This is a genomic window from Sporosarcina aquimarina, assembly GCF_033253705.1.
Classification (GTDB): Bacteria; Bacillota; Bacilli; order Bacillales_A; family Planococcaceae; genus Sporosarcina; species Sporosarcina aquimarina.
The window spans coordinates 32,142-58,783 of record NZ_JAUBDH010000005.1 but is presented as its reverse complement, the minus strand read 5'-3'; the positions used below and the strand labels follow the sequence as shown (position 1 = coordinate 58,783).

General features: G+C 38.4%; 28 protein-coding genes. 9 read left to right on the top strand and 19 right to left on the bottom strand.

From position 1 onward, the window contains the following. Positions 1-32 precede the first annotated feature (32 nt). Complete coding sequence (gene brnQ / locus QT716_RS09400; protein ID WP_317935786.1) at positions 33-1,349, bottom strand: branched-chain amino acid transport system II carrier protein; 1,317 nt, start codon at positions 1,347-1,349, stop codon at positions 33-35. 204 nt (positions 1,350-1,553) lie between these two features. Between brnQ and QT716_RS09395 the strand changes: the two genes are divergently transcribed. Beyond that, the gene (locus tag QT716_RS09395; RefSeq protein WP_317935785.1) at positions 1,554-1,994 is read left to right on the top strand and encodes a hypothetical protein; all 441 of its coding nucleotides are present in this window, start codon (positions 1,554-1,556) and stop codon (positions 1,992-1,994) included. Positions 1,995-2,046: 52 nt separating this feature from the next. Here the strand turns inward: QT716_RS09395 and QT716_RS09390 are convergent, their stop codons facing one another. Both QT716_RS09390 and QT716_RS09385 read right to left on the bottom strand, forming a co-directional pair. Further along, positions 2,047-3,600 (bottom strand): NlpC/P60 family protein, encoded by a 1,554-nt coding sequence (locus tag QT716_RS09390; protein WP_317935783.1) that lies wholly within the window; start codon positions 3,598-3,600, stop codon positions 2,047-2,049. 89 nt (positions 3,601-3,689) lie between these two features. Continuing rightward, complete coding sequence (locus QT716_RS09385; RefSeq protein WP_317935782.1) at positions 3,690-4,097, bottom strand: YugN family protein; 408 nt, start codon at positions 4,095-4,097, stop codon at positions 3,690-3,692. A gap of 175 nt (positions 4,098-4,272) precedes the next feature. Here QT716_RS09385 and QT716_RS09380 point away from each other — a divergent pair, with 175 nt between their 5' ends. After that, the gene (locus QT716_RS09380) at positions 4,273-5,052 is read left to right on the top strand and encodes an enoyl-ACP reductase FabI (protein ID WP_317935781.1); all 780 of its coding nucleotides are present in this window, start codon (positions 4,273-4,275) and stop codon (positions 5,050-5,052) included. Between the two features lie 87 nt (positions 5,053-5,139). On the opposite strand, the gene argH is transcribed toward QT716_RS09380, so the two are convergent. After that, complete coding sequence (gene argH, locus QT716_RS09375) at positions 5,140-6,477, bottom strand: argininosuccinate lyase (protein WP_317935780.1); 1,338 nt, start codon at positions 6,475-6,477, stop codon at positions 5,140-5,142. A gap of 279 nt (positions 6,478-6,756) precedes the next feature. On the opposite strand from argH, the gene QT716_RS09370 reads away from it, so the two are divergent. The 3 genes from QT716_RS09370 to QT716_RS09360 are packed head-to-tail and all read left to right on the top strand — an operon-like array spanning position 6,757 to position 9,234. After that, positions 6,757-7,659, top strand: a complete 903-nt coding sequence (locus tag QT716_RS09370; protein WP_317935779.1) for a cation diffusion facilitator family transporter — start codon at positions 6,757-6,759, stop codon at positions 7,657-7,659. Positions 7,660-7,711: 52 nt separating this feature from the next. Continuing rightward, positions 7,712-8,290 carry a hypothetical protein gene (locus tag QT716_RS09365; RefSeq protein WP_317935778.1) on the top strand — a complete coding sequence of 193 codons (579 nt, stop codon included), beginning with the start codon at positions 7,712-7,714 and terminating at the stop codon, positions 8,288-8,290. After that, positions 8,287-9,234 (top strand): TRM11 family SAM-dependent methyltransferase, encoded by a 948-nt coding sequence (locus QT716_RS09360; RefSeq protein ID WP_317935777.1) that lies wholly within the window; start codon positions 8,287-8,289, stop codon positions 9,232-9,234. The genes QT716_RS09365 and QT716_RS09360 overlap by 4 nt, the downstream gene beginning before the upstream one ends. Before the next feature lie 469 nt (positions 9,235-9,703). Here QT716_RS09360 and QT716_RS09355 read toward each other — a convergent pair whose 3' ends face one another. The 3 genes from QT716_RS09355 to QT716_RS09345 all read right to left on the bottom strand — a co-directional run bounded on the left by QT716_RS09355 (position 9,704) and on the right by QT716_RS09345 (position 10,871). Continuing rightward, positions 9,704-9,976, bottom strand: a complete 273-nt coding sequence (locus QT716_RS09355) for a glycosyl transferase (RefSeq protein WP_317935776.1) — start codon at positions 9,974-9,976, stop codon at positions 9,704-9,706. Between the two features lie 225 nt (positions 9,977-10,201). After that, on the bottom strand, positions 10,202-10,675 hold the full coding sequence (locus tag QT716_RS09350; protein WP_317935775.1) for a hypothetical protein: 474 nt from the start codon (positions 10,673-10,675) through the stop codon (positions 10,202-10,204). 1 nt (position 10,676) lies between these two features. Next, entirely contained in the window at positions 10,677-10,871 is a 195-nt protein-coding gene (locus QT716_RS09345; protein WP_040286076.1) for a helix-turn-helix transcriptional regulator, read from the bottom strand. A 2-nt stretch (positions 10,872-10,873) separates the two neighbouring features. On the opposite strand from QT716_RS09345, the gene QT716_RS16270 reads away from it, so the two are divergent. Beyond that, positions 10,874-10,975: a DUF1563 domain-containing protein gene (locus tag QT716_RS16270; protein ID WP_144036124.1), complete on the top strand. Its 102-nt coding sequence runs from the start codon at positions 10,874-10,876 to the stop codon at positions 10,973-10,975. Positions 10,976-11,682: 707 nt separating this feature from the next. On the opposite strand, the gene QT716_RS09340 is transcribed toward QT716_RS16270, so the two are convergent. The 3 genes from QT716_RS09340 to QT716_RS09330 form a co-directional block, all read right to left on the bottom strand. Continuing rightward, on the bottom strand, positions 11,683-12,204 hold the full coding sequence (locus QT716_RS09340) for a PBECR4 domain-containing protein (protein ID WP_317935774.1): 522 nt from the start codon (positions 12,202-12,204) through the stop codon (positions 11,683-11,685). A gap of 558 nt (positions 12,205-12,762) precedes the next feature. Further along, complete coding sequence (locus QT716_RS09335) at positions 12,763-13,404, bottom strand: hypothetical protein (RefSeq protein WP_317935773.1); 642 nt, start codon at positions 13,402-13,404, stop codon at positions 12,763-12,765. After that, positions 13,385-13,894, bottom strand: a complete 510-nt coding sequence (locus QT716_RS09330) for an RNA polymerase sigma factor (RefSeq protein WP_317935772.1) — start codon at positions 13,892-13,894, stop codon at positions 13,385-13,387. The genes QT716_RS09335 and QT716_RS09330 overlap by 20 nt, the downstream gene beginning before the upstream one ends. Positions 13,895-15,059: 1,165 nt before the next feature. Between QT716_RS09330 and QT716_RS09325 the strand changes: the two genes are divergently transcribed. Genes QT716_RS09325 through QT716_RS09315 form a run of 3 tightly spaced genes read left to right on the top strand, consistent with a single transcriptional unit; the run spans position 15,060 to position 18,754 of the window. Continuing rightward, a complete protein-coding gene (locus QT716_RS09325) occupies positions 15,060-16,535 on the top strand; it encodes a spore germination protein (RefSeq protein WP_317935771.1) in 1,476 nt (491 codons plus the stop codon). Positions 16,536-16,539: 4 nt separating this feature from the next. Next, positions 16,540-17,682, top strand: coding sequence for a GerAB/ArcD/ProY family transporter (locus tag QT716_RS09320; RefSeq protein ID WP_317935770.1), 1,143 nt, complete (start codon positions 16,540-16,542; stop codon positions 17,680-17,682). Continuing rightward, positions 17,657-18,754: a Ger(x)C family spore germination protein gene (locus tag QT716_RS09315; RefSeq protein WP_317935769.1), complete on the top strand. Its 1,098-nt coding sequence runs from the start codon at positions 17,657-17,659 to the stop codon at positions 18,752-18,754. Before QT716_RS09320 ends, QT716_RS09315 begins: the two co-directional genes overlap by 26 nt. A 465-nt stretch (positions 18,755-19,219) precedes the next feature. On the opposite strand, the gene QT716_RS09310 is transcribed toward QT716_RS09315, so the two are convergent. The 9 genes from QT716_RS09310 to QT716_RS09270 all read right to left on the bottom strand — a co-directional run bounded on the left by QT716_RS09310 (position 19,220) and on the right by QT716_RS09270 (position 26,532). Next, positions 19,220-19,639 carry a hypothetical protein gene (locus QT716_RS09310; protein ID WP_317935768.1) on the bottom strand — a complete coding sequence of 140 codons (420 nt, stop codon included), beginning with the start codon at positions 19,637-19,639 and terminating at the stop codon, positions 19,220-19,222. Between the two features lie 115 nt (positions 19,640-19,754). Continuing rightward, positions 19,755-19,934 (bottom strand): hypothetical protein, encoded by a 180-nt coding sequence (locus QT716_RS09305; protein ID WP_317935767.1) that lies wholly within the window; start codon positions 19,932-19,934, stop codon positions 19,755-19,757. 116 nt (positions 19,935-20,050) lie between these two features. Continuing rightward, complete coding sequence (locus QT716_RS09300; RefSeq protein ID WP_317935766.1) at positions 20,051-20,263, bottom strand: DUF6980 family protein; 213 nt, start codon at positions 20,261-20,263, stop codon at positions 20,051-20,053. A gap of 66 nt (positions 20,264-20,329) precedes the next feature. Then, positions 20,330-20,551 carry a hypothetical protein gene (locus tag QT716_RS09295; RefSeq protein ID WP_317935765.1) on the bottom strand — a complete coding sequence of 74 codons (222 nt, stop codon included), beginning with the start codon at positions 20,549-20,551 and terminating at the stop codon, positions 20,330-20,332. A gap of 448 nt (positions 20,552-20,999) precedes the next feature. Continuing rightward, complete coding sequence (locus QT716_RS09290) at positions 21,000-23,270, bottom strand: excinuclease ABC subunit UvrA (protein ID WP_317935764.1); 2,271 nt, start codon at positions 23,268-23,270, stop codon at positions 21,000-21,002. Between the two features lie 241 nt (positions 23,271-23,511). After that, positions 23,512-23,862, bottom strand: coding sequence for a DUF2200 domain-containing protein (locus tag QT716_RS09285; protein WP_317935763.1), 351 nt, complete (start codon positions 23,860-23,862; stop codon positions 23,512-23,514). Positions 23,863-23,920: 58 nt separating this feature from the next. After that, positions 23,921-24,316 (bottom strand): DUF4181 domain-containing protein, encoded by a 396-nt coding sequence (locus QT716_RS09280; protein WP_317935762.1) that lies wholly within the window; start codon positions 24,314-24,316, stop codon positions 23,921-23,923. A gap of 43 nt (positions 24,317-24,359) precedes the next feature. Further along, entirely contained in the window at positions 24,360-24,914 is a 555-nt protein-coding gene (locus QT716_RS09275; RefSeq protein WP_317935761.1) for a GNAT family N-acetyltransferase, read from the bottom strand. Positions 24,915-25,149: 235 nt separating this feature from the next. Next, positions 25,150-26,532: a leucyl aminopeptidase family protein gene (locus tag QT716_RS09270; protein WP_317935760.1), complete on the bottom strand. Its 1,383-nt coding sequence runs from the start codon at positions 26,530-26,532 to the stop codon at positions 25,150-25,152. Between the last annotated feature and the right edge of the window lie 110 nt (positions 26,533-26,642).

Genomic DNA, 26,642 nt, shown 5'->3' with positions numbered 1-26,642 from the left:
ACGAAAGCTAAACATGGATAAAGATGAGTTACTTATCTTGCAGATCGAGAAGGAGTGACAAGTGTAATAATCCAGCCAATGATTCCCCCAACAATTGCGGGCATGAGCCATCCGATTTGTTGTTCATGCAGCGGTAAATGCTTCAGAATCGTTATGGCAGGTTCAATTACGATTCCACCTCCAGCCAGTCCATCAAAAATACTGACAAGTGCTGTTCCTGTCAATGCAAGCACGTAAACAATCGGTCGTCTGCCGAATGCATTATCGATGAAAGATAATAGCATTAAGACGATAGCAAGAGGATAAATCATTAACAGTACAGGCAGAGACAAGGAAATTAACTGGGTCAGACCTACGTTCGCAACGATTGCACTAAAAATTGCAAAAATCACGACGAATGTTTTATAAGACATTGAAGGTACAATGTTAGAAAAGAATTGAGCACATGCTGAAACGAGACCTACTGACGTTGTCAGGCACGCAAACAATATTGTAATTGCTAAAATCATAGGGCCAAATGAGCCGTATAACAACTCAGAAGCGAGCGATAACACAACCCCTCCGTTTTCTTGGATGCCGATTGTTTCCATACTTGTAGCTCCAATATAGCCTAAAGATATGTAGACAAAACCTAATCCGACTGCAGCTACAATCCCTGCAATAATCATCGATTTCATAAGCCCTTTCGAAGAAGTTACACCTTCTCCATGGATTGCAGCTGTTATAACACTGCCGAATATTAGCGCGGCAATAACATCCATCGTCAAGTACCCTTCAACGAAGCTTTTGAAAAAAGGATGAGCACCAAAAACTTCATTCGGGCTGCCAATTGTACCAATGGGATTTGTAAAACTTTTTATAGCCAAAAGCGCTATAACCAAGAACAAAATCGGCGTTAAAAACTTACCGATGCGGTCTACTAATTTTGCGGGATTCAAGGCCAGACCTATTGTAATCGCAAAAAACAGAATACTGAAAACAAAGAGCGGCCAATGAGCATCGGCTAACTGGTTGGATAAAAATGGAGATACGCCAATTTCATAAGAAACTGTTGCTGTTCGGGGAATACCGAAAAATGGTCCAATGGCTAAATAGACAATCATGGTGAAGACAACACCAAAAATCGGATGCACCCGATCTGCAATAGAGCGCAAATTTCCTCCGGCATGTGCAATAGCTAAAATAGCTAGTAACGGTAACCCTACTCCCGTTATTAAGAAACCAAACATAGCAATTGCTAGATCGCTTCCTGCTAATTGACCCAGCTTAGGTGGAAATATTATATTTCCAGCTCCTAAAAAAAGTGCAAAAAGCATGAGTCCAATAATAAAATTCTTCCGTAACGACACTTCAGTAACAACTCCTCAAAAACCGTTTGAATAAATGGATTTAACTTTCTTTTCTCATTTTAAGCTTAACAAGAAACATGCGAATTAGAAAGGATTTTGTCGAGAACGAAGTGGGTATACACTGATTAGAACCAATTAGTTGTTTTTAAACCGTCAGATGTCTAACATACTTTATTGGGAAAAATATATTGGAGGTCGATGATTTTGAAAAAGTTTTTAGTCTTTGGTGCTTTGTCAATTATGTTGGCAGGATGTGCGGACAATGACGCCGCTCCAGCACCTGAACCGACTGAAGATGAGTCAAGTTCGTTAGAGGAAAATGCAACAAATACACCGCCAGAGGACGAATCAGAGGCTGAAGAACAGGCTTCTGAAGATGATGGCTCTGAAGACGCTTCTTCTGAAGATGGAAATTCGTCAAACGAATTGAGTTCGTTTGAAGAATACAGCACAATTAACGAAGTCCAAGATGTTTCATCTTACAATGGTATTGTTGAGACTGACAATCCAGGAACACGTGTAATTCTTTTTGAGGATGAAAACGGTAAAAAAGTGTTGAAAAGCGTATTCGTGAAAAATGAAAAACGTCTTAAAGTTATTTCACTAGAAGATGATGGCCAATTGTATAACGAAATTTTGAAATAACAGCAGAAAAAAGCCCATTCGTGTAAGTTTAACGAATGGGCTTTCTCTGTCGTTATTTTAAATAACGACGCGCTCCTGAAAATTCAGAGCGATACGGCTCGGCATTTATAGAAAGAATTTCAACTGTTTTCTTAGGATTAGGGGAGTGTATCATTTTTCCATCACCAATATACATGCCTACGTGATGGACGTTCCCTTTTCCATTATTGTAAGCGAAGAAAAGCAGATCTCCGGGCTGTAAGTTATTTTTCGATACAGCGAGACCATGAGTGGCTTGAACACTCGCATCTCTTGGAATATCTATACCGTGCTGGCGATAAACAGAATAGGTGAATCCTGAACAATCCAAACCAAAGCCAGAAGTTCCTGCCCATAAGTAGGATAATCCATTGAATTGTTTTGCGGATGAGAGAATGTCTTGTTGTGTCGGTTTAGCCAATCCTTTTCCCTTTTCAACAACTTTAACATCTTGTTTTTGAACATACTTGACACCATCGAGCGGTGTCTGAACTTTAACCCAACCAGTTTGCACTTCAAGAATTGGAAGACTTGTATTAAAACTTATTTCCATGAATGGACGGTTCTTCGACTTATCTTGATAAAGCGTAGTAGTCGGCTTTGTTACTAACACTGTATTGCACTGTGCGTAGTCTGAGTAAGAAGCTTGAATATGTGATTTAGGGACCCAGCCTGGATAACCGGCTTTATTTTTAGGTGAATACTGATTTTTCACAGCTACCTGCATCCAGTCACCCGAAGTCGATAAAACCTCAACTTCCTGTCCATACAACGCTTGTGTTTCCGTTTTTCCAACGAGCCATTGTTTTTGCGGAATGGTCATCGTTTTCGTCCACTTTCCAATATCCGAAGGCGTTGAAACAGCTGGACGATCCACTGTTCGAGCTAAATTAGGAGACTTCCAAAGTGTCGTAACTGCAACATTTACATGATGTGTCTTTTTGGAAACCGGAGTGTAGCAAGTGAGTGAATCCTGGAATTTAGGATTCATGATTCTAGCTAGGAAGATCCCAAAATGAGCTCGTGTTAGTGTCATTGTAGGTTTGAATGTGTGATCAGGATATCCAAATGTAATGTTATTCGCAAAAAGAATACGAATCGTTGATGCCGCAAAACTTTTTTGGTCTACATCGACGAATTTAAAAGGACTAGCTGACTTAGGCAATTTCAAGTCAAAAGCGCGAACTAAAATTGCTGACATTTCCGCCCGGGTTAAAAGTGCTTTTGGATTGAATTCTTTTTTTAAGTTCCCGAGAATAATTCCTTCATCTACAACCGTCGCAATGACATCGTATCCCGGATTGTCTTTTTTTACATCTATAAGTGATGGTGATGGCCGATTTGTTGTATCTAAATGAAGCGCGCGTACGAGCATTTCAGATGCTTCCAATCGTGTAATAGATCGGTTAATGCCAAATGCAATAGTGGGGCCTGATGTGACAATCCCTTGTTCGGCTAGAAATTCAAGTTCTGCTTTTGCAGTAAATTGTTCTCCAACATCACTAAAAATTTTTCCTGCAGAAGCGGGAATGGCCATTGTAAATAAAAGTGCAACGACAAGAAACGGGAAGAATATTCTCTTGATCATCAAAAGCCTCCTGAACGATTTTATACGTTAACCGTACACGAATAGGAGACCGGTGTATAGACTTTTTTCTGAAAACAAGGAAATCTTTTTTATTCTAATATCGCTATTAATCGATTTACTTCCCTAACCCCAATTTCCTGCCATTTTTTCTTATCTGGAATTCTTCCATCTTTGTCAACCGGTTCTTGAAATTGATTAAAAGTAGACGTCAACAAAGAACTATCTTCAGAGTCAAATCCTATATTGACGACGTGTTTAATAAGGAAAGGCGTTCTAAATTTAATGGAAGCACTGTCTTCGTCTAATCTTCCCGCGATCACATCAAATGGAGCGCGAATGTAAAGCGTCTCCCCTTCTTCCCGATTTAGGATTCGATCAAAGTAGCCTGTATGATAATCCCAATTCCCTCCTAGATGATAACCGGATTCTTCTAGACGTTCTCGCATATTTCCGAAGCGTGTCTTTCTGCCTTCCAAACCTGTTTTTAATCGGATCATTGTGAACCACTCCTTCTTGAACTAATTGTTCTTAGTATCGCCTTCGTATCATGATTCATACTAACGTTGGAATGGTTAAATCAACTTGTGCTATAATCATTTTGTGACCAGGTATTGATACTGACTGCTAACTAAACAAATAGACTAGAACTATTTTCAAGGGGGACGCTTTCTAATGGAAGATCTACTGAAACTTAAAGGGAAAAATATTGTGGTAATGGGCGTTGCGAACGAACGGAGCTTGGCTTGGGGAATTGCTAAAACACTTTTTGATGTAGGTGCAAACGTCATTTTCACTTACCGTAAAGAACGTTCTTTGGCAAAACTTGAAAAAGCACTTGAGAAAAACGAATTGGCTGCACGGTTAGTTGCAGAATGCGACGTGAATGAAGATGAAAGCATCCGTGCTGCATTTGAAAAAATCGGATCAGAAGTAGGCGTCATTCATGGCGTTGTTCACTCTGTAGCATTCGCACATGCAGAAGATCTGCACAATGACTTTGTTGAAACATCTCGCGATGGCTATGCATTTGCACAAGATACGAGTGCCTATTCCCTTGTTGCGACGGCTCGTGAAGCACGCCGTTATATGACTGAAGGCGGATCCATAATTACGATGAGTTATCTTGGAGCTGAACGTGTGCTGGATGGCTACAATGTGATGGGTGTTGCGAAAGCTGCTCTTGAATCATCGATGCGCTATTTGGCATATGACCTAGGTAAAGAGAATATCCGTGTGAATGCGGTATCAGCTGGTGCCGTCCGTACGTTATCTGCGAAAGGTGTTCCTTCATTCAATACGATTCTTCATCAAATTGAAGAAAAAGCACCGCTGCGCAGAAACATTACGCTCGAAGAAGTCGCGAAGATGAGTATGGTAATGTTGAGTGACTTGTCAAGCGGAGTAACTGGCGAAGTGGTCTACGTGGATGCTGGTTATAACATCATGGGATAACGGTTTCCTATCGTATTTCAAAAGACTGTTCAGAGGTCAGTGATAACTGATTTCTGGACAGCCTTTTTCACTTCACATTCAGTGGGCTTACTGTTTAACCGAAGAGCCCGCTTTCATAAATTTCTTCGTGCCTTTGTTGAGGATCTCGTCGTAGTCGATGTAGGCAAATACATCTTCTTCTATAGACGCGCTGAAGTTTTTCAGTTCCGCAATGGTTAGTTCTTCGATTCCTTTGTCCTGTTGTTCGCAGTAGATGATCAGACGACCTACGATGCTATGTGCGTCACGGAAAGGTGTGCCTTTGCTGACTAAGTAGTCAGCAACTTCTGTCGCGTTCAGGAACCCTGCTTTTACAGCGTTACGCATTTGGTCGGCATTGACTTCCATCGTATCAATCATGCTGGACATGATGTCAATACAATCCGTAACTGTGTCGACTGCATCGAAAAACTGCTCTTTGTCTTCTTGCATGTCTTTGTTGTAGGCTAGCGGCAATCCTTTCAATGTTGTGAGTAAAGCAAATAGTGAACCGTAAACACGCCCTGTTTTGCCTCGAATCAGCTCTGCCGCATCTGGATTTTTTTTCTGCGGCATGATGCTGCTGCCTGTTGAAAACGCATCAGACATTGTAACGAATTTAAATTCTTGGCTGCTCCATAAAATCAGTTCTTCACTTAATCGGCTTAAGTGCATCATGATGATGGAGAAATCGGACATTAACTCTAACAGATAATCCCGATCGCTCACACCATCGATATAATTATCCACAGGCTTTGCAAAGCGAAGTAACGCCGTCGTCACATCTCGATCAATTTCATGTGTCGTTCCTGCTAATGCACCGCAGCCTAGCGGGTTTTCATTCAAAAGTTCTGCAGCATTTTCAATTCGCTTCTTATCTCTTGAAAACATTTGAACGTATGCTCCTACATGGTGGCTGAATGTAATGACTTGTGCGCGCTGGAGATGTGTATATCCCGGCATAATGGCATCATTCTTTTGCCCTTTAGCAGTCAATGAGTCCATGAGAACTTGCAGCAGACCGGAAACTTCTTGTGCTTTAGATTTAGCATAGAGTCTCATGTCGACTGCAACTTGATCATTTCGACTGCGTGCGGTATGCAATTTTTTTCCCGTCTCACCAATTCGCTCCGTTAGCTGGACTTCAACGTACGAATGCACGTCTTCGTAGTCTCCTACGATAGTCAATTTACCTGAAAAGATATCGTGCTGAATTTCTTCTAATCCCTTCGTGAGTAATTCACCTTCTTCAGGTGTCAATAAATCACAGTGAACGAGCATTGTCACATGGGCAAGACTCCCTGCAATATCTTGCTCAATCAGTCGCTTATCTATAGGTAATGACGTATTGAATTGTTCCATGCGCTCGTGTTCTTTAGAAGAAAATCTTCCGCCCCAAAGTTTCATGTAATTCAACCTCCATCGGTATGTATAATTATTATAATGAATGAATTATAATACAACGATAAGTTTTTTGCAATGTTCTCTTCTTCGTTCTGAACTTGTAATGCACGTTCTAAAGAGGTATACTTAAAGATACGCAACTAACGGGAAGCGAGTGACCCCTATGTATATAATGCTTATTAATAACCAATCCTATAAATTTCCAATCCAAACCTCTGACAAAACTACGTCAGAGGTTTTTGTTTCCTCTCTGCAACTTTTTTCTATGGAGGTGCTTTACACATGACGAACACGGCACATTCGCTTTCTTCTCTCATCGCAATTTGGGTTAGCTTGATCAGCAACATATTTCTAACTGTACTCAAAATCATTGTCGGCTATCTTTTTCATAGTCCAGTTTTGTTAGCAGACGGATTCCACAACGCAGGAGATGTTGTGGCATCTGCTGCAGCATTGACTTCCATGCGTTTTTCCAAGCGTCCCCCTGATGAAGATCATCCGTACGGGCACGGAAAAGCAGAAGTTATCAGTTCAGCACTTGTCGGACTAATCCTTGGAGCCGCAGCTATTTATATCGCTGTCGAAGCTATTCTCGCATTCTTCGAAGAGCCCGCTAAAGCTAGCGTTCTTGCCTTGATAACAGCAATCGTTTCTATGATTTGGAAACAGGCACTTTATTTCTATACGATGAAAATAGGAAAACAAGAAAACAGTAAAGGTCTTATTGCCACGGCCTATGATCATCTTGCAGATGTGTATGCCTCGCTTGCAGCAGTAGTCGGTATTGGACTCGGTTTAATCGGGTTTCACTATGATATCCCTATTCTTTCCTACGGGGATCCACTCGCTGGATTGATCGTTGCGATTCTTGTTTTCCGTCTGGCAATTCATATTGGTAAAGAAGCTCTTGACATTCTAATGGAAAAGACAGTGAGTGAAGAACGAATTTTGGGCTTTAAAAAAGTAATAGAAGAAATCCCAGAAGTAAAACGCATCGATCGTCTGCGCGCACGGGAACACGGTCACTATGTCCTTGTTGACATCCGAGTAAGTATTGCAGCGGACCTAACAATCCAGCAAGGACATGATGTTACAAGTTCGCTTCGAAACGCTATCAAAGAGGCAAACCCCGATGTTGGAGAAGTCCTGATTCACGTGAACCCCTGGTACGCAGAGATCGAGTGACTGCCGTCCACCATTTAAGGTATACTGGGGAGTATTGAAGGAGTTGTGATGAATGATTACAAAATGGATGAACAATTATATTGAAGAACACACTGCAAAAGAAGGAATTGCGTTGAATGATAAGCAAAAGGATTTCCTTGAGAGGAAAGGACTGCTTTCATCCGATATGAACGTACTTCCGGCACCTGCTTTTAAACCATCCTATAGCTTTTCTAACAAAGAAACCGATGAGCTACTTGAAACACCTGCCAACACAGGCGACCACGCCGTCTCTTATGTAAAAGCTCATCCAAACAATTATATGTTTGCTGAAGAGCCAGCTTTTGCAACAATAGGTATAGATGGTGTCGTAATTGAAATGGATGATGTATTCGGCACAATCACTGCATTATTCGGGCTTCAAGTCCAAAAAAAGCATGGAGAATGGCTTAAAAAGTATATCGACGCAAAACTCGGAACAGCAGCGGGTACACGCAGCCTTATGTTTTCAGCAGATGATGGGTTATGGGACGTAAATATCGCAATGGATTATGTGGATGGTTTTGCTGAAACGAAGTCATTCGATGAAACCCTTGAACTTGTCTATGAATTTGTCTTTAACATGCTTGTTGAATTAGAGGATGCAGCGTGAGTAATACACCTGTCAATCACCTATATACATTCAGTCGACACACCGATGAACGTGAGTTGTGTCGACTTGAAATGCGTGCATTTTTTGATAAAGATACGCAGGAAAACTACATCTTCAGCGAAATCTCCATTGACCCAAGCCGAAGTCCTTTCATGAAGGAACGGTTGGATGTGCTGATTACTTGTAATTCAATTCAAGAAATTGCAGACTATGTTTCCAAATTCACTGATGACGGACAACGTTTTCTTATACGTTGTCTCAATACAATGGCACTCGGTGAAACCGCGAAAATTCCTCATCCGGATCGCCGGAAAATCGAACGGACAATTGGAATGGCTATACCAGGGGAAGCCGACATGTTTCATCCCGATATTTTATACGGTGTTGTTCAAATTGGACAGAAATATTTATTCGGCTATTTGACTGAGAGCATATCCGTATGGCGTCAGCACGTTAAAAAGCCTGAAATGTATTCAACAGCACTAAGTACACGTGTTGCACGTGCTGTTTCAAATATCGCGGTGCCGCACCCTGAAGGCGTAAAAGCAATTGACCCATGCTGCGGGATTGGCAATGTCCTCGTTGAGGCATTGTCGATGGGCATCGATATGGATGGACGGGATATCAATCCACTTGCCGTTCTGGGTTCCCGGAAAAACATCAAGCATTTCGGGCTAAGTGGAAACGTCACACCCGGACCGATTGAAGAAGCACCCGGTCATTATGATGCAGCAGTAATTGACATGCCTTATAATCTATACACACACGTCACCCGTGAACAGCAGGCTTCAATTTTGCAGTCTGCCCGATCGTTAACAGACAAATTAGTAATTGTGACGATTGAATCGATGGATGATCTATTGGTGGAAGCCGGTTTTGAAATCCTAGATCGATGCATCGCCAAAAAAGCACACTTCGAACGAGAAGTCGTGGTTTGTCGGTAAGTTAAAAGTAAATGAACAAGCCAGCCTATTAATTTAGGCTGGCTTGTTTTGTTCTATAAGGAAACTATCTTCTATCAATGCAACTATTTTTAATTTTCATCGGATAAAGCTTCCTCACCCCATCATGCCACCGCAGTCAAACTGTACCCCGACCAGTATTATGAGACAAAAATAGCATACAAATAGGTTCAACGAGATTGTACCAGCAATAGTATAGTTTTTACTAACGTTTGTCACGGACTTTACCAACAGTGTACCATTGCGAATGTTATGGTATATGTCATCACGTATTTTGAATAATAAAAGTCTACTTCCTATATTTTGAACGTAAAATTAGGCTTATGATATTGCACAAACGTCCCCGATTGTTTCACAAAACTTCACTTTGAGATAGGACAAACTAAATAGTTGTATTAAAGCTTAGTGTAAATAGACGTTTGTCGTTTTATAAAAAATACTTCCTAAATGCTTAACTTTGAAGTTTTTGGTTTTCAATAGTTTCGACGTTAACTAAAACAGCTTTATTAGAGTGTAGAATCTCGTATCTGAAAAAGTATTCTGTATTTTTTTTGAAAGTAAAATCATAATCAGAAGGAACCTCTATTTCTTTAATTTCTCCTCCTCCATTTTCTATTATTATAGAGTTTTCATTAATTTCATTAACTCTTGCAAACTCTGCAACAAGAGTATTGCCACAACCAGACAAGAAAACTACAAGTATAATAATTAATAACTTTCTCAAGAGATTCCCCCCTGTACCGTGAACAGAATTTTATAAGCGAGAAACACTTTTATGTTTCGTGTAATATTAAGAAACCACTTTTTTATTTCCATTTATTATAAAAATACTTCCCTAATTTAAAAATCTATTATATTATTGCCCGTTTCCGAAAAGGGGACAAATCCTTGTTAAAGAATTGCCCCCGATTCCAGAATAAACCCTTAAAAAGTCACAATCGATATTATGTTAGTCATCTAGCAATTTTCGGTTTTTACTATATGACTTTCTCAAAGAAATATAATTTAAAAGAAAGAAAAATATTGTTGCTAATGTAGCTGGTCCAATAACATTTACTACTTCTTGTAAGTTAGCTGGAATTCCTTTAAATACACCATAAACGATTATAAATAGGATTCCGAAACGAATCGATCCATAAACTTTAGAACGTTTTTCCTTTTTGTATCTTACTTTTGTTGCAATTTCAGGATATTCAATACCCGTCAAGGTCGATCTCAAAAGTATATAAATACTCAAAAACCCTAAAGAAATAAGTGCCATCACATCTCCAGGAACATTTAAATCTATTAAAAAAGAATCAACAATTAAATATAGAAAGAGCAATATACTTAAAATTAATACTGATTCAGCTACAAAATACAGAAATCGTTTTTCCCTATATTCATCTTTTGATAATAAGTTAGCAACCCACGTTTTTTCCATTTCAATCTACCTCCCAAAATAATTCATCAAGTGTTTTATCCAATGCTTTTGCAATTGCAATACAAAGATTCAGACTTGGATTATAGTCTCCCTTTTCAATTAAACCAATCGTCTGTCGGGTTACTCCAGTTACTGTGGCTAATTCATCCTGTTTCATAGAAACTTTTATCCGAGCTATCTTCACGTTATTTTTCATAGATACCTCTACTTTCTTGCAATATATATATTACTTATGTAACTTATACATTACATTACATTTTCTTAAAGTCAATTAAAAAAACGCTAAAAAGTAAAGAATAAATTCCATACTTTTTAGCGTTTAAAACTTTCTTCCGATAAATGGCCCGATTCTTGAATGCGTGCTTTATAATAACTACACTCGTTGTTTGAAGCGGAAGACGGACGACTCCGAAGGAATCAGCGTGTGCCTTGAGACCCCGCAGGGAGCATTTTTTGCGACTGAGGAGGCTCAAGCCATGCCCCTCGGAAAGCGTTCGTCTGTAGCGCAAAGTAACAATTTGCATGCTAGATAATGGCCCTTGTTTAATAACTGAATAATCAGCTGTTCTTTTTAGTGTAACATATTTCCATTTAATTAAGTATTGGAATATGAATGGAGATTGTTTAGGCTTTTCGGATGCTTACAAGGTTTCTGCTGATATTTCAATAACTTCAACCTCTAGTTAAAATCGCACCTCTAAACGGTTATTGCGACTGCAGCAGATGATTAAAAGTAAATTAATTAACTGTCCTTATAGGTTTGTCTACTTGATGTACACAAATGTCTGTGAACGTTTGAGAGCATAGCAAAAAGAACTTGCATGTATGGTTAGTATCATACACACAAGTCCTTATCCTATATCACTATCACAGAGTGTTAATTGTGAAATCTACTACACATTAGAACAGAATTCACTAATTATGTATTCATCTTTCCAAAGTATGTGCTAGGGTCGAATTCTTCTACTTCACATAAGATAGTTCTATTCATGGTGGGTCCGTCTATACTATAAATACAGCATACAGGATACAGGATATCCTTTATGAATGTTTTTTCCTTTGTCAGATCGCAAGTTTAAAAGTGAATTAGGAACGTAAATTTCATTTTGTGTGCTGATAAGCGACAAGCAGAAGATTTGCTTTCTACTCCTAATAGCCTTTTGAAATGATAAATTTAAATAAACTGTGCGTTCATCGATTATACTAACCGTGCATTTTGTTAAATCTTCTAGACAGTTAATAATCTGAAGTTTTTGATCAGTAAATGACTTTTTAAGTATTCCTTTTGGAGATACTTTGTTTGACTTAAGAGCTGCATAAAACTGAGTTGGTTTCATCATCTGCTTAGTTATCGGATTTTGGTATTCCACACCGCACAAGTGCATAAAGTTAGCTTTTTTCGGTTTAAAAACAAGTTCTTGGTAAAGTCCTTCTTTAAAATAAACATAATGAATTTCTTTATTCACTACACGTTCAAATGCAGTAAGGCCTTGCTGTAACTTCATAATTGTCTTATTGTCATTCATCATAATAAATCACCTGTTTTCAATCAAAAAGAAGAGAGGTAAGTAGAACTACTCCCTCTCTTCTTCTCGAATATAATGATTAGGTTTTTATGTTGCTTGCCAACATCCAGCGCCCGAAGTCTGGAATGAGTATCAAGTTTTTATGTTGCTTGCCAACGTCTGGCACCCGAAGTCCAGATAGAGTATCAAGTTTTCATGGTGCCTAATCAACACCATATTTCTACCATCAGGATATCATAAAAGCGTCCTGATGTCCATTAGCCTATCCTCTGCTGAGAATTTTATTCATGACCAATGTTCCATCATTATATGCGAAAAGATTAAAATGGATGTAGAAAGCGCAGTTCATTTCACCTTAACTTTTCATTGGTTAAAGTGCCCAATTGAAAGTCTTTCTTTTTTATGAAAGGGTAATTGATTTATTGTAAATCTTTGTAAACTTGTTTAGGTCAGGGGGCACATCCTGTACTGGAATCGGCCCCCAATTCTAGCACAACTATGCTTCACATGTTTCCCTTTCCATTTATGCAACCCAGATGTACTATTCGGACAGGTTTTATGTCATTCCACTTCGTCTTCGATAAATAGTGAGGTGTCGTATATAACTCCTTCTTCCCCTTCATACTTTCGAGGATCTATTCTTGTAAAATGATATGTGAACCCATTGTCGCCATTCACTTGTAAGGTATACTGGTCACCGTTCTTTTCCATCTTAAAATTATCAAATTCACCAGTGGGTAAGGAAGGTTCCGGAAGAGTGGAGACGCTTTTATTTTTTTCTGCAAATCCATCTTCAACTTTTTCATCAATCTCAGTTGTAGCCGATTCCATCTCATTTATGATAGTTAGGCTATGTTCTGTTGTAATGAGTACAAAGAGACTATTATCTGTATTTCTTGTTTGTCTCAAATAACTATTCTTCCAAGACTCTGTTACATTCAAGGAATCCTCACTCGATGCTGTATCCGCGGGCGATCCTGTCAACGAGGGGGAAATAAGTACATAACTTCCGGCTGCAAAAGAGATGAATAGCAATAAGGATACGAAAATGGGTATCCATTTCGATGGACGTGCGGCTGACTTAACTGATGCTTGCTGAAAAATGGTGATTTCTGCCTCCCTTTTTTGCTCGCTTGATGGCTGGACGGCCATGTTCAAAGATTTTAATTCTTGATTAATCTCGCTATCGGATAAGTGTTTCAATCGTAAAACCTCCTTTCTCCAATTCCTTCTTGAACGCCTTTAGGGCGCGTGATAGGCTCATCTTCACTTTTCCTTCTGAATAATTCAGTATGGTAGACGTTTCTTTTGTAGAAAACTCTTGGATTTTACGTAATGTAATGACTTGCTGATAACTGGGTTTTAAACGACTGAGAGCTTCGTAAAACTGCTTTTGTTGGGTGTTGAGCAGTGCAATTTCTTCCGTGGAACTATGGGCAGCTGTGTGATTAGGTAGGTCTATAAAGTGCAGAATCGGATGTTTCTTTCTGAAGTAGCTCATCGTTGTTGTATAGGCAATCCGGAAAATCCAGGTTTTCTTAGATGATTGCCCGTTGAATTGATGTTCATTGGAAAAGACTTTGATGAACGTCTCTTGTGCTAAATCTTCTGCAGTCTGTATATGTTTGACTTGCAGTAAAATATAGCTATAGACAGCATCATAGTAATCGTCAAACCACTCATTTCTAGCCATCTCTTCACCTCGCTTTCATACTTAGACGCAAGCTGTCATCAATTGCTAACGGTTTTTCATTTTTTGTTCTACTAAGATTATTCCAATCCTCAAACTATCTTTTAAATACAAAAAAACCAGTATGTGGTCCTGCTCAATTGTCTCCACATACTAGTTACTTATAAAACCTTCTTTTGTCTATACAAAGCGGATCACAAATTTGGCACATGACCTTTTTTCTTGAATCGCGCCCTTTTGCTGTACTTACTTTCTCGACAAATAGTATCTTGCATTAGCAAAAAGAACACATCCTAAGAGAAAAAGCATGACTATGGCCCAACTGGCAATAGCCGAGTACTCGCCTTTAAGAGTAAATTCACTTATCAAATTTACAGCTACCATTATAGCCATGACAATATACATACCAACTACATACTTCATATTTCACCTCTTAACATTATCCATCTGGCCCGATTCTGGCGCACTTTTATACGACTAATGCGCCCGTTAGTTGAACATGGGTGCCAATATATTGACTAATTTACTAATTTCCTTTTGGCTTTTAATACTTTAATTTCATAAGAGTCAATATTAGATATAGAATATAGTTCCTTAAAATATAGGATTTCATTCACTGTCTCTTCAATTTCCATTGCTAACTATGTGCATCTTTATCTGAACCTTTTATTGAAGTTTGAATGATAATGGGTTTTTGATACTCAGTATTATATTTCCGAATACGTGTTTATATCTATGTCGACAACGATTTAATTACATTTTTTGCAATGGACTCAAAATCCCTTTTTACTGAATTAAAATATTCTTTATTCTCTTTAACTTTTACCTTCAATTCTATCTCCAAGTTCGAAATTACTGTAGATTCAAAATCCCCATTTTTCTCATAATTTTTCAGTTACCGTAATCAATGTAGAAAATTGTAATTCTCGTTCTTTAGTAGATAACGGTTCTGGTTCATCCTTATTCGCAACGGCCACTATAAGTATTCCATTAATAACCAATATCCTTTTTTAACATATAATCCCTCCTGTTAACAAGGTAAGGGTATGCCTCTGCATCTTATTAATTTAGTGTATATTTTAAACTTAAAGAGCCAACAATGGAATTAATATCGAATTTTACCGTTCTTCCCATAATGCTTTTTAACATATAGAAGTGAGGAATGTGCATGTTTTGGAAAAAACAATCAGATGAAAATAAGCCTGCTTCTCAATCAAACGCGGAATCAGAATTATCAGTAGAGACTCTAAAAAAAGCCCTCGTTCAAATGGATGATGCGGAATTTGTAGAAATCAACATTTCTAAAAATCAAAAAGTTGATCTTATCTACGTAAGAACTCTGATTGACCAAGAAAGATTAAATGAAAGCATTGTAAAACCTTTATCTAACTGCTCCAAACAATCCATTCAGGAATGCAATGTTCACTCAACAATAAACTCCATTTCCACTTTGAATGAGGCAAATAAGCAGCTTTTTAAAGGATCTGTTTTGTTATTTGACTCTTCGTCAAACCTTTGGTTCGCTATCCCTTTAGAAAATCCACTTGGACGTACAATTGAACCATCCGATACTGAAACCATCCTTTTAGGAGCAAAAGACAGCTTCAGTGAACAGCTGGAACAAAATATTACACTCATTCGTAAACGTCTTCCAACACATGATCTGAAAACAGAGAAGTTCACCGTTGGTTCTTTAAGTGAGACAAATGTGGTCTTATTGTACATAGAAGGGCTGACCAATCCAGAATTTGTTTCAACCGCCAAAAAGAAGGTTTCGGAAATTAATCATGATCTCTTCGTTGACTCTTCTCAAGTAGCGGCTTTCATGGAGGAACATCAAGACAGTATTTTTCCTCAGTTTCAGCAAACTGACCGACCTGATGTTGTTGCTTATTCTCTGGGATTAGGAAAAATTACGATTCTGGTAGACAATACACCTTTTGCTCTCGTTGCCCCAATTACTATTTTTCATTTGTTCCAATCACCAGAGGATTATATTAATCGATGGGTAGTCGCCAGTTTTTTGCGCATCATCCGATATGTAAGTTTTATTCTGTCTATCACATTGATCCCATTCTACGTGGCATTAACAACTCATCACTATCAAATGATTCCTTTACAAACACTTTTCGTCTTGGTGGAATCAAGGAGCAAGCTTCCGTTCACTCCTTTTTGGGAAGCATTTATCATGTTGATTTTTATTGAAATTATAAAAGAAGCAAGTTTAAGGATGCCAACAAAGACTGGTCAAACGCTTGGGGTTATTGGGGGCATTGTAATTGGTCAAGCAGCAGTTGAGGCTGGTATGGCAAGTCAGGTGCTAATTGTCATGGTAGGGATTTCAACTATCGGATCCTTTCTTGTTCCTAATTACCTTGTGACAAAGGCGAATTCATTGATTCAATTCATTCTTCTTATATTTTCTTCGTTTCTTGGGATAGTAGGGATTGTTCTGGCAATGATTATCGTTTTAGCCCACCTTAATGGCTTGTCTTCACTCAAGCAGCCATATTTATCCCCTGTTGCCCCTTTCTACAGAAAAGATTGGCTTGACCTATTCATTCGAGGGCCTTTAGTCAAAATGAAGGAGCGTCCAGAACATCTTAAACCGCTGAAGATGAAGAGATATCAAACTAGGAGATGAACTGATGGAAGCCATTCAATTATTTAATAAGAATGAAACCTTTAATGGGTTTTATGTCATGTTGATGGTAAATCGCCTCCAAATGCTTTACTTTTTTTTGATTATGCCAAGTTTTTTGATCCATTCATATATGATTTGGGTAATTATAGCGGTCGGCATATTGTCTCAACTAAACATTCTTCTTTTATCCAAATGGTTTTTAACTCGGATTTCCAGCGAAGGATACAACGGATTTGTCCAATTATTCGGAAAAAAACTTGTACGTCTCCTCTCATTCATCGGGTTGTTCTTTATCCTGCTTAAACTTTTCGTGATTATGTTAGGATTCTCGGAAATGGTTCAAATATTTATGTTTCCAGCTACAGATTCAAATTGGCTTATCGTTTTTATTCTGTTGTCTTCTTTGTATGTAGCATGGAAGGGCGTTGAAAAAACTATACGTTTTGTCGTGATTTCATTTTTATGTACATTTTGGATGTTCTTATTCTTTGCTTTTTTCTTCTTTCCTCCAATAGCTCAACTCAGTGATTTGTATCCGATTATTCCAATGGAATTCAGTGCGAGTTCCTGGAAAGGAATATTTCTAATTTTATCTTCATTTTCAGGGCCTGAATTTCTGGTATTTTTGGGACCGTGGTTTAAAACAAATAATAAGACATTTCGCTATTTGTCTTATGGCAATGCTCTAACTGTTATACAGTATGTATTCTTATATATGGCGTCCTTATTCTATTTCGGTTCCAATTATTTAAGCAAAAGTCAATTTCCAATTGTCACTATGGCCCGTTATTTTCAAAATCCAGTAATTGAACGTATTGATATGGTCATGCTTTCTTTGGAATTATTTAATATCGTCTTTGCGGTTTCAATTTTTCTACTGTTGTTTTATGGAGCATCTAAAATAGCTAATGGGAAAATGGAGAGACCCCCCAGTCGAGCAGGCTTTTTATTCAGTGTATTCATTATTTTAATTGGAATGGTTCTTGTGAATGAATGGATTTGGAAGTCAGATGAAAAGCAGGTTATTTTACTTAATCTTCAAATTTTAGCAGGAAGCTTAAGTTACTTAGTGGTTCCAATTATTCTTGTCGTAGTGATGAAGATAAAGGGGGTTAATAAACATGAGACTGCGAAAGAAGATGGCTAAAAAATTGTCAATCATATTTATGGCATTATGGTTAACTGGATGTGCCCCTTTTACTGAAAATAACATTATTGAAGAGCTTGCTCCAGTCACATTTTTATCACTTAGTAAAGGGGATGAAGGTAAAATAAAAATCAGTACGATTTTGCCTTCTCTAAGCAAAGAAAAAAAGAGTGTAATGACGCAAGAAGTAAGCTTAATAAAGGAGGTACTAAGGAGTTTTAATTTAAACTTCCACCAGGAAATGAAATCTGGGCAAATGCGAATGCTGATAATTAATGAAGACCTCGGAAGAAACGAGGGGATTATGTCCATTATTAATGTGTTATTGACTGATCCGGATATTTCTTTGAGAATCTATTTAGTTATCGTAAAAGGAAATTTTGAAGAATACTTGGAAAATCAATTGGACAAACAAGAAAATCTTGATTACTCTTTTTACCGAATGCTGAAGCACTATGAGGTAAAAAATCAGGGAGAATTAAGTGTCGTTAATCTGCATGAATTTAAAAATTTGTTATATACTCCTTATTCAGATCCTTTCTTACCTGTATTCAAAATAGAAAATGACGCTATCAGCTATGAAGGTACTGCCCTGTTTCAAAATGATAAACTAGTTGAAATAATAACAACTTTTGATGATCGTATCTTCCAACTGTTACACAACGATCACTACCTAGCAGTTTTACCGATCCCAGAATTAAAAGTTGTTCTAGGTCATGTTAGGTCTAAAACGAAAGTGGACATCAATAAAAGCTTGTCTACAATGACCTATACAGTGAAGATAGACTCAAGAATTGAAGAATACCGGGGAGAAAAGCAATTATTTGACCCAAAGGATTTAGAAGATTTGAAAAAAGATATCCAATCCAATCTTGAAAAACAAACACAAGAACTAGTAATAAAGATGCAAGAATTGAATGTGGATCCATTACAGTTAGGCATTCATACATTAAAACCATTCTCAAAACCAATGGATGAAAAAAAATGGATTGAACTTTTCGAGAAGATGGACATTAAGATTGATTATCAGATTAATATTAAGCCTTTGACGGATTCAAACGCAAAAAGTTAATTACATTAAAAGCAAAAAACGCACTCACGTGTATGGTAAAGTCTTTTTAAAAAACTACAGATTGCTTATTAGAGAAATAAAAAAGCGATTTAAATCCCACCGTAAAACCCAATAGAAAATACTATAAATGAAAAATCATTTTCGATAAAGATTTGAGAAGGACCTTCAACTATAAGATTCTCTTTTACTGCACGTATTTTAAATTCGGCAGAGTTGAAAGAAATAACGATCAAATAAGTCACGTCAAATACCTATGTATACATCATAGCTGCTAGTTGTCCTGTAGAGGATGATCAGAGTGAAACTCTGATTAATCCTCTACAGGGAGCAAGCGAAGCGCGGTAGGAAAGATGGATAATTCACTATGTCTTCTAAATTTTAACCTATAAATGCAATTTTCTTTAAAGGCATTGCTCCACAATCTGGCCCTGATTGCAGCACAATGTTGTAAGACAAACGCGTCCATTAGCTGAACAGTTTTAACGCCCTCTCGAATTCTTCCCAACGAATCAGGATATCGACATTCTCTTCCGGTTCACCCTTTAATCTTTGCTCTCGCAAATACGTTTTAAATGCACCGTGAATTGCTTTTAAAAATAGCTCAAATTTGAATCGATAGCTCTTTCGGATATGACTGTCCTTCAACTGAATATCCACATATGAGCCATTTCGAGTAAATTTATAATAAGTCATAAGGGAAAATCCATCGACTGAAAAACTGTTAGATTTGCCCTGCGTTAGTCGTGTCATATTCGAGAAAAATTCAGGCAAAACAATATCTTTTAAAGCAACCCTGAAATGAAAAATCTGTTCTCCATCTTTTACAACTATCTCTACGTCATCGTATTCGTTTATCTTACAATTGGCAGTGTAAAGAAAATCCATTTAATCACCTCTAACTATTGCATGAAAAGTAATTTCACTTTACTATGCAAAATGGCCCGATCGCTATATAAACGAAATCGCTTCTTCGGCAATCGCTTTCCATTTGTAATACAACCTATTCATTATCAGGGATAACATTCCCCTCTTCGTCTATCTGGTAAAGCCCCCCACCGAAATACCATCCTTTTTCTTCGATAAACTCAATAAAGGCATTAGAAAACTCTTCTTCGCTTAAATCCTCATCATTTGTCGCATAAACACAACCAGCCAATCTAATTCCAAACGGTCTCTTCACTATTTCATACCTCCTTTATGTAAGAACTCTATTTATCTTAACTTTGCAATCTGACTCAATTAAGGCGCAGCTCTTATTCCGCAAATGCGCCTCCTTATAGTAATAAGTACTAATATTCAAAGCTTCATACCACACCAGGGACAAAAATTAATACTCATCCTTGCTGTACCTCCATCGTGAATGATTAGAGCATAGTCATTATCTTTTTCTTCATAAATGATTATTTTATCAGGACAATCAAATGGGGTTTCATGTAGTTCACATTCAAAATTCGCATGATATGTCATATCTTCACAACAATGTTTTTTCAAAATTAGTTTCCCTTTCATTGGTTAAATTGGCCCGTTTGATGAACAAACTTTATACCGCCAACGCCTCTGATTATAAGACACGCCTTATTGAAATGTTTCAGGTTTATCTATAACGATATTCCCCGATACATTAAGTTTATCCCAAATCCACGCCTGATGAATTCGATCGAGTTTAATTCCTAATTCTTTTTCACTCAGACTTTCCTTAATCTCTAATTCTTCAAAAGTAAATGTCTCTGTTGCCTTTGTCCTTTCGAATGCATTACTTGTAAATGAAAAAGTTATTGTTTTAGCCAGTTTACTCAACTCCCACTAATCAGTTACTCCATTCTTAATGATGAATCTGCTATTTAATAACTGAATAATCAGCCGTTCTTTTTAGTGTAACATATTTCCATTTAATTGAGTATTTGAATATGAACGAGGATTGTTTGGGTTTTTCGGATGCTTCCAAGGTTTTTGGTTATATATCAATAACATAAAACACTAGGTAAAACTATAACAAAACCCAAGCGTTTGTTAAGACTGCAACTCTTTAAACTATAGATGCAACAGATGTAATCTAATTTCCCATCTTCTTGTAGCCGTTCTGTGACAATACAAAACCCTTTTGTGGATGACTGTCTCGTAATAGATTAATCTCATAAAAAAGAGGCTGCAGATACATTTCTCAAAATGTATCTGCAGCCTTTTTCATACTTTAACTAGTACCAGTGCTACAAATGCAAAAGATAACGATGCAGCGACTGTTTATCTATGCTCCAGTTTCGCGCTTCAGCCACTTCGCCGTCACTGTATCTGCATGCAGCATGTCTTCCGGTGTACCTTCAAAGAGTACGTTTCCTCCTTTTCTTCCTCCTTCAGGACCCATTTCGATTACCCAATCACTCGCTGCGATAAAGTCTAAGTTGTGTTCCACAATAATTACAGAATTGCCTTTGTCTACAAGGTTCTCGAAAACATCTAATAGTTTGTCGTTGTCCTTCGTGTGCAATCCTAGGGACGGCTCATCCAGCAAATAGATTTGTCCTTCTTTTTTCAAATAGCTTGCTAATTTCAGTCTCTGTACTTCCCCACCGCTTAAAGAACTTGTAGTTTGTCCTAATGTCAGATACTCGAGTCCCACATCTTTTAATGTGTTCACCTTTCTCACGATTTTCGGCATGTCAAAATAATTATTGGTTTCTTCAATCGTGAGCTCTAAAATCTCCACAATATTTTTACCTTCGTATTTATAAGAGAGTGCTTCGTCTGAATATCTTGTTCCGTCACATGCTTCACATGTAACAGTTACTGGATCTGCAAATGCAACGTCAGGTGTCGTGACGCCTTTTCCGTCACAAACCGGACAGGCTCCTAATGAGTTAAAGCTGAATAACCCTGCTGGCTGTCCTGTTGCTTTTGCGAAAATCTTACGTATATCATCCATGATTCCCATATAGGTAGCGAGCGTGGAACGGCTTGATGTTCCAATACTGCCTTGACCCACCGCAATCGTTTCAGGATACTTTTCAGAGAAGGCTTCAAACATTAAGGAACTTTTACCAGAACCAGAGACACCGCATACAGACACTAATACATTCTTAGGAATTTCCACTCTTACATTTTTCAGGTTATTATTTGTTACATTTTTCATCGAAAAGTAACTCTCTGCCGCTCTTGGATTTTTATTGACCGCTGGCTTATGAGTGAGATCCGTTATACTAGAAGAATTTTTTAACCCTGACAATTCTCCTTGATAAATCACTTCTCCGCCTTGAACACCAGCTCCCGGTCCCATCTCAATTATTTCATCCGCCACCTTAATGACAGCTAAATTATGCTCAATTACGACCACAGTATTATGATTCTCTTTTAGACTTTCAAGCATCTGCAGTAACATACTGATTTCTTCAGGATGAAGTCCGGCGCTTGGTTCATCGAAGATATACGTGATGTTATTGAGACTGCTGCCTAAATGACGCGCAATTTTTACCCGCTGGGCTTCTCCGCCGGAAAGTGTACCCATTTTCCTTGATAAGCTTAAATAGCCTAAGCCTAAGTCAACAAGCTGCTGGACGTTCGGAATCGCCTGTTGTGCAATGGACTTGCCGATTGGATCTGTAATCTTCGTAAGTTCAGTCAGTAATTCTGTCAGTTCTAACTGATCATACTCTGCAATGTTAAAGCCATTAATTTTACACTTCAGCACTTTCGGGTTTAAACCGGAACCATGGCACGTCGGACATAATGTATGAGTAGACATAGCCAAGACATCTTCTTGTGATGTTTGTTTCAACTTCGATACATCTCTATTTATGTAAAGACGTGTAAATCTCGGCAGCAACCCATCCCATTCGTGATCATGCGGACCGTCTTTCGTATGAAACGGCGCAAATACTCGTTCACCTTCAGGAGGGCCATATACTAACAGGTCATACTGTTCTTTTGGATAGTCTTTGATTGGTTTATCTGGGTCAAATAACCCGCCCGTCATCATCCAGTTTCCCTGCCATCCAGATGGGGATAACGGTTTAAAACGGACAGCGTACTCCCGAAGAGACTTATCAAAGTCAATCAGCTTATCCTTATCTGGCGCAATTACTTCCCCATATCCGTTGCATTCAGGACATTTACCGAAGGAGCTTTGACTCGAAAAGTCTGTAGCAGATCCTATCGACGGGCTTCCGATGCGTGAGAATAAGAGCCGTATTAATGGATGAATATCCATATAAGTGCCGACTGTGGAACGGGAATTGCCGCCAACTGGTTTTTGTTCCACTACAACCACGGGACTCAAGTGCTGCATCAGATCCGCATGCGGCCTTTCGTATCTTGGCATTTGGTTTCTGACATACAGCGGATAGTTCATCGTCATTTGACGTCTGCTCTCGGTAGCGAGTGTGTCGAAGACTACCGAGCTTTTTCCTGATCCGGATAATCCAGTAAAGACATTAATCTTTTCTTTCGGTATGTTTAAATCGATATTTTTTAAATTATTTTCCCGCAGTCCTCGCAAAATGATTTCATCTTTAGTTTTTTTCATCACACGAACCTCCCTAACCAACATATGTATGAATTTACTTCAAACTTTCATGACGTTTTTTCCATTCAATGAAGATAGACTTCTTATGTAAAGGGTTTCCCTTTTTTCAAAAAATCACACCAACTAAATTACTAAATGCTATTTCATTTTGTAAGGCTATTCAATTCTGCTCCCTGCATTTCATCAAAATAAAAACCCGCTTTGATAAACTCTCAAAGTGGGCTTACTATAGAATGCACAATTATTTACGTAATATTTTCTCCATCGCTTTCCCTTTAGCCAATTCGTCAATCAGCTTATCTAAATAACGAATTTCCCGCATTGTCGATTCTTCGATCTCTTCTACTCTGACTCCGCAGACCACGCCTTTAATCAATGTTCGTGATGGATTAAGCTTTGGTGCATGTGCGAAGAACGTCTCAAAGTCTGTCTGATTCTCCAATTCCTTCTCTAGTTGTTGTTGATTGAATCCTGTCATCCAGCAAATGATTTCATCTACTTCTTCTTTCGAACGGCCTTTTTTATCTGCCTTATTCACATACAGTGGATACACTTTTGCGAAACTCATCGTATAAATCTTATGTTTCGTCATTCACATCCCTGCCTTCATTAAGTTAAACAACAATTTAAGTAATAACCAATCCTAATTCTTACATGAAATGTCTTAACCAATAAAATACACCTGCATAGGCAATGAAGGTTAAGGCAAGTTGGATAAGTGACACCTGGTAGTTTTTTCTGTTTTCCGAGAATCTCCATTCGATATATGCCTGGGTGCTAATTTGACTTAGACCTAAAATCGCAAGAATTAAAGGGATGAGAAAAGGTTCCCTATAAAAAAGAATTGCACTCACTAGCATAGAAATTATGGCTAATATACGTAGTGTCCAATCGATCTTTTTATGTAGCCTATTTATATGATTGTATGAAAACCATTTCTTTTTATCAGCTTTCATTCCATACCGAAATATAGCAGGAATAATACCCACCAGTAAAATAGTGATTGCAAGCAGCAGAGTGAGTTCTGTCCAAAATCCTGGCGGCATTCCATAGTTCAACATACATCATCACCTCAATTTTCAATCATACTTAAGAATGGACATACAAAGGTGAGGTTTCAAATTCTTCCCGTAAGATTCCCATACGAATCGAATCATAATAGGTTTCATTGTAAAATCGGACTTTTCGCATGCGGCCTTCCAATTGCATCCCGATTTTCTCTCCTACACGCATCATTCGTTCATTTCCCGACCAAGTCGTTAAGCCCACCCTTTGTACAGGAATTGTTTTAAAAACATGCGGCAGCCACAGTTTTAAAGCTCGTGTTCCAATGCCTTTGTTCCAACTTCCGGATTCATGAAGAACAATACCAATTTCCAGCCACTTCTGCTGATCGTCCTCGAAATAATAGGAAACGATTCCCCTTACAATGTCATCCACAACGATTACCCAAAAACCTTCTTTGCCAATCCAACTTGCTGCAGTTTCCTTCATGAATTGTTCATAGGATATTGAGTTGTGGGGAAAGTAAGGCGCATCCCACTTTTTCCATTCGGGCTTGTCTTCTTTATAGACCAATTCCCATAATCTCAACAAATCACGTTTCTCCACTGGACGAATACTTATGTCATTGTCGTAATACATAATAAACCCCTATCTTATATTAATTAAAAAAATAGTGAACCTATCTCTTCCAATTGCAATTTGTTTATGATAAATGAGTTGTTTCATTAAAATCATTCTTTCAAATTGACAGTATTATTGTAACATTCCATGGTATATAAAGTTACCCTGTTTTTACCACTAGCATTGAAAAACTAGTCCATGCAAAAAACGCATTGCGGAATCCAATGCGTTTTAATCGTTCGATTAAGTGCGTTTACTTCGAAATTTCAGTTACATAATCCGCCAACAACCGAGCACCGTAGCCCGTTGCAGTCTTCGGATAATAGCCAGTGTTTGATGTTTTTTGCATCATACCCGCCATATCCACGTGCAGCCATCGTGTATCTGCAGCAACGAAACGGCGTAGGAATAGTGCTGCCGTTATCGATCCTGCAAAGCTGAGGGAGCTAATGTTATTGAAGTCTGCATAATCACTTTGCAGGGTTTCATCATATGCATCGATTAGTGGCATTGGCCACACTGCATCTCCGTTTTTCGCACCAATTTCTTTCATCTTCGCTGCTAGTTCTTCATCGCCAAACACACCTGCGATGTCTGAACCAAGAGCATTTTCGATCGAACCTGTCAATGTCGCGATATCCACAACGTAGGCTGCATTCAGTTCACCGGCACGAAGAAGTCCGTCCGCTAATATCAATCGGCCTTCAGCATCGGTATTGCCAACTTGTACGGTATGACCATTCTTGTATTGAATGACTTCACCCGGTAATACAGAAGTCTTGTCCGGTGTATTCTCAACCATTGGAATCAGTGCGACAACATTGACGTCCGCTTCGCTCTCTACAAGTAATTTCATAGCGCCTGCAACCGCAGCCGAGCCGCCCATATCCATACGCATATCACTTAAGTCTTTCCCGCTTTTCAAGCTGATGCCTCCTGTATCGAACGTGACACCTTTACCAACCAGAGCGACAAGCGGCTTGGATGGATTGGTGCAATAGGAAACTTCCACAAACGATGGCGCATAACGGCTGCCTCTGCCAACAGTAAGAACACCATTCATCTTCATTTCTTCCAGCTTGGCTTTGTCATGGACAACAACTTTTGCATCTGACTGTTGGAAGAGTTCTTTTAAACGTTCTGGATAAGTTTCTGGATTTAGAACATCCGATAATTCATTCATCAGATCCCGTGAATATGAAACAGCCTCGGCACGCTGAACGCCTGTTTGAACAGCTTTTTCAGAAGCCCCTTCAATTGTTAGTTTTGTACAGAATGGCTCTGCGTTGGATTTGTAAGCTAAGAACTGATAAGCACCCAAATGCCATCCTTCTGTGAAAGCAGTGGCTGCATCGTCTTTGTCAGCACCTGAAAATTGCTTACTAAGTGCTTCCATTTCTAGTGTTGCAGATGATACTTTTGCACGGCTCAATTCTCTTGCTGCTGTTCCGGCGATTGAGCGAACAGTTTCTAAGCATCCGTGCTTGCCTTCTTTTACTTTCAATACAAACCATTGTTTGCCTTCTGAAAAGACAGTACTTCCTGATCCTGCTTGTAATTGGTTTACAAAGTTTTTGAGATCCTCATTTTGTTGAATTACTTCGTCTGTTGAAAATAGCAATTTTACTTGTGACATTCAGCTTCTCCCCATTCCACAATTCTATTTATGTAACTGTGACACCTTCATCAGTGTATCATGTGAAATTAGAGGATTCTAATAATTGAAAGCAAAAAAGAAAAACCACC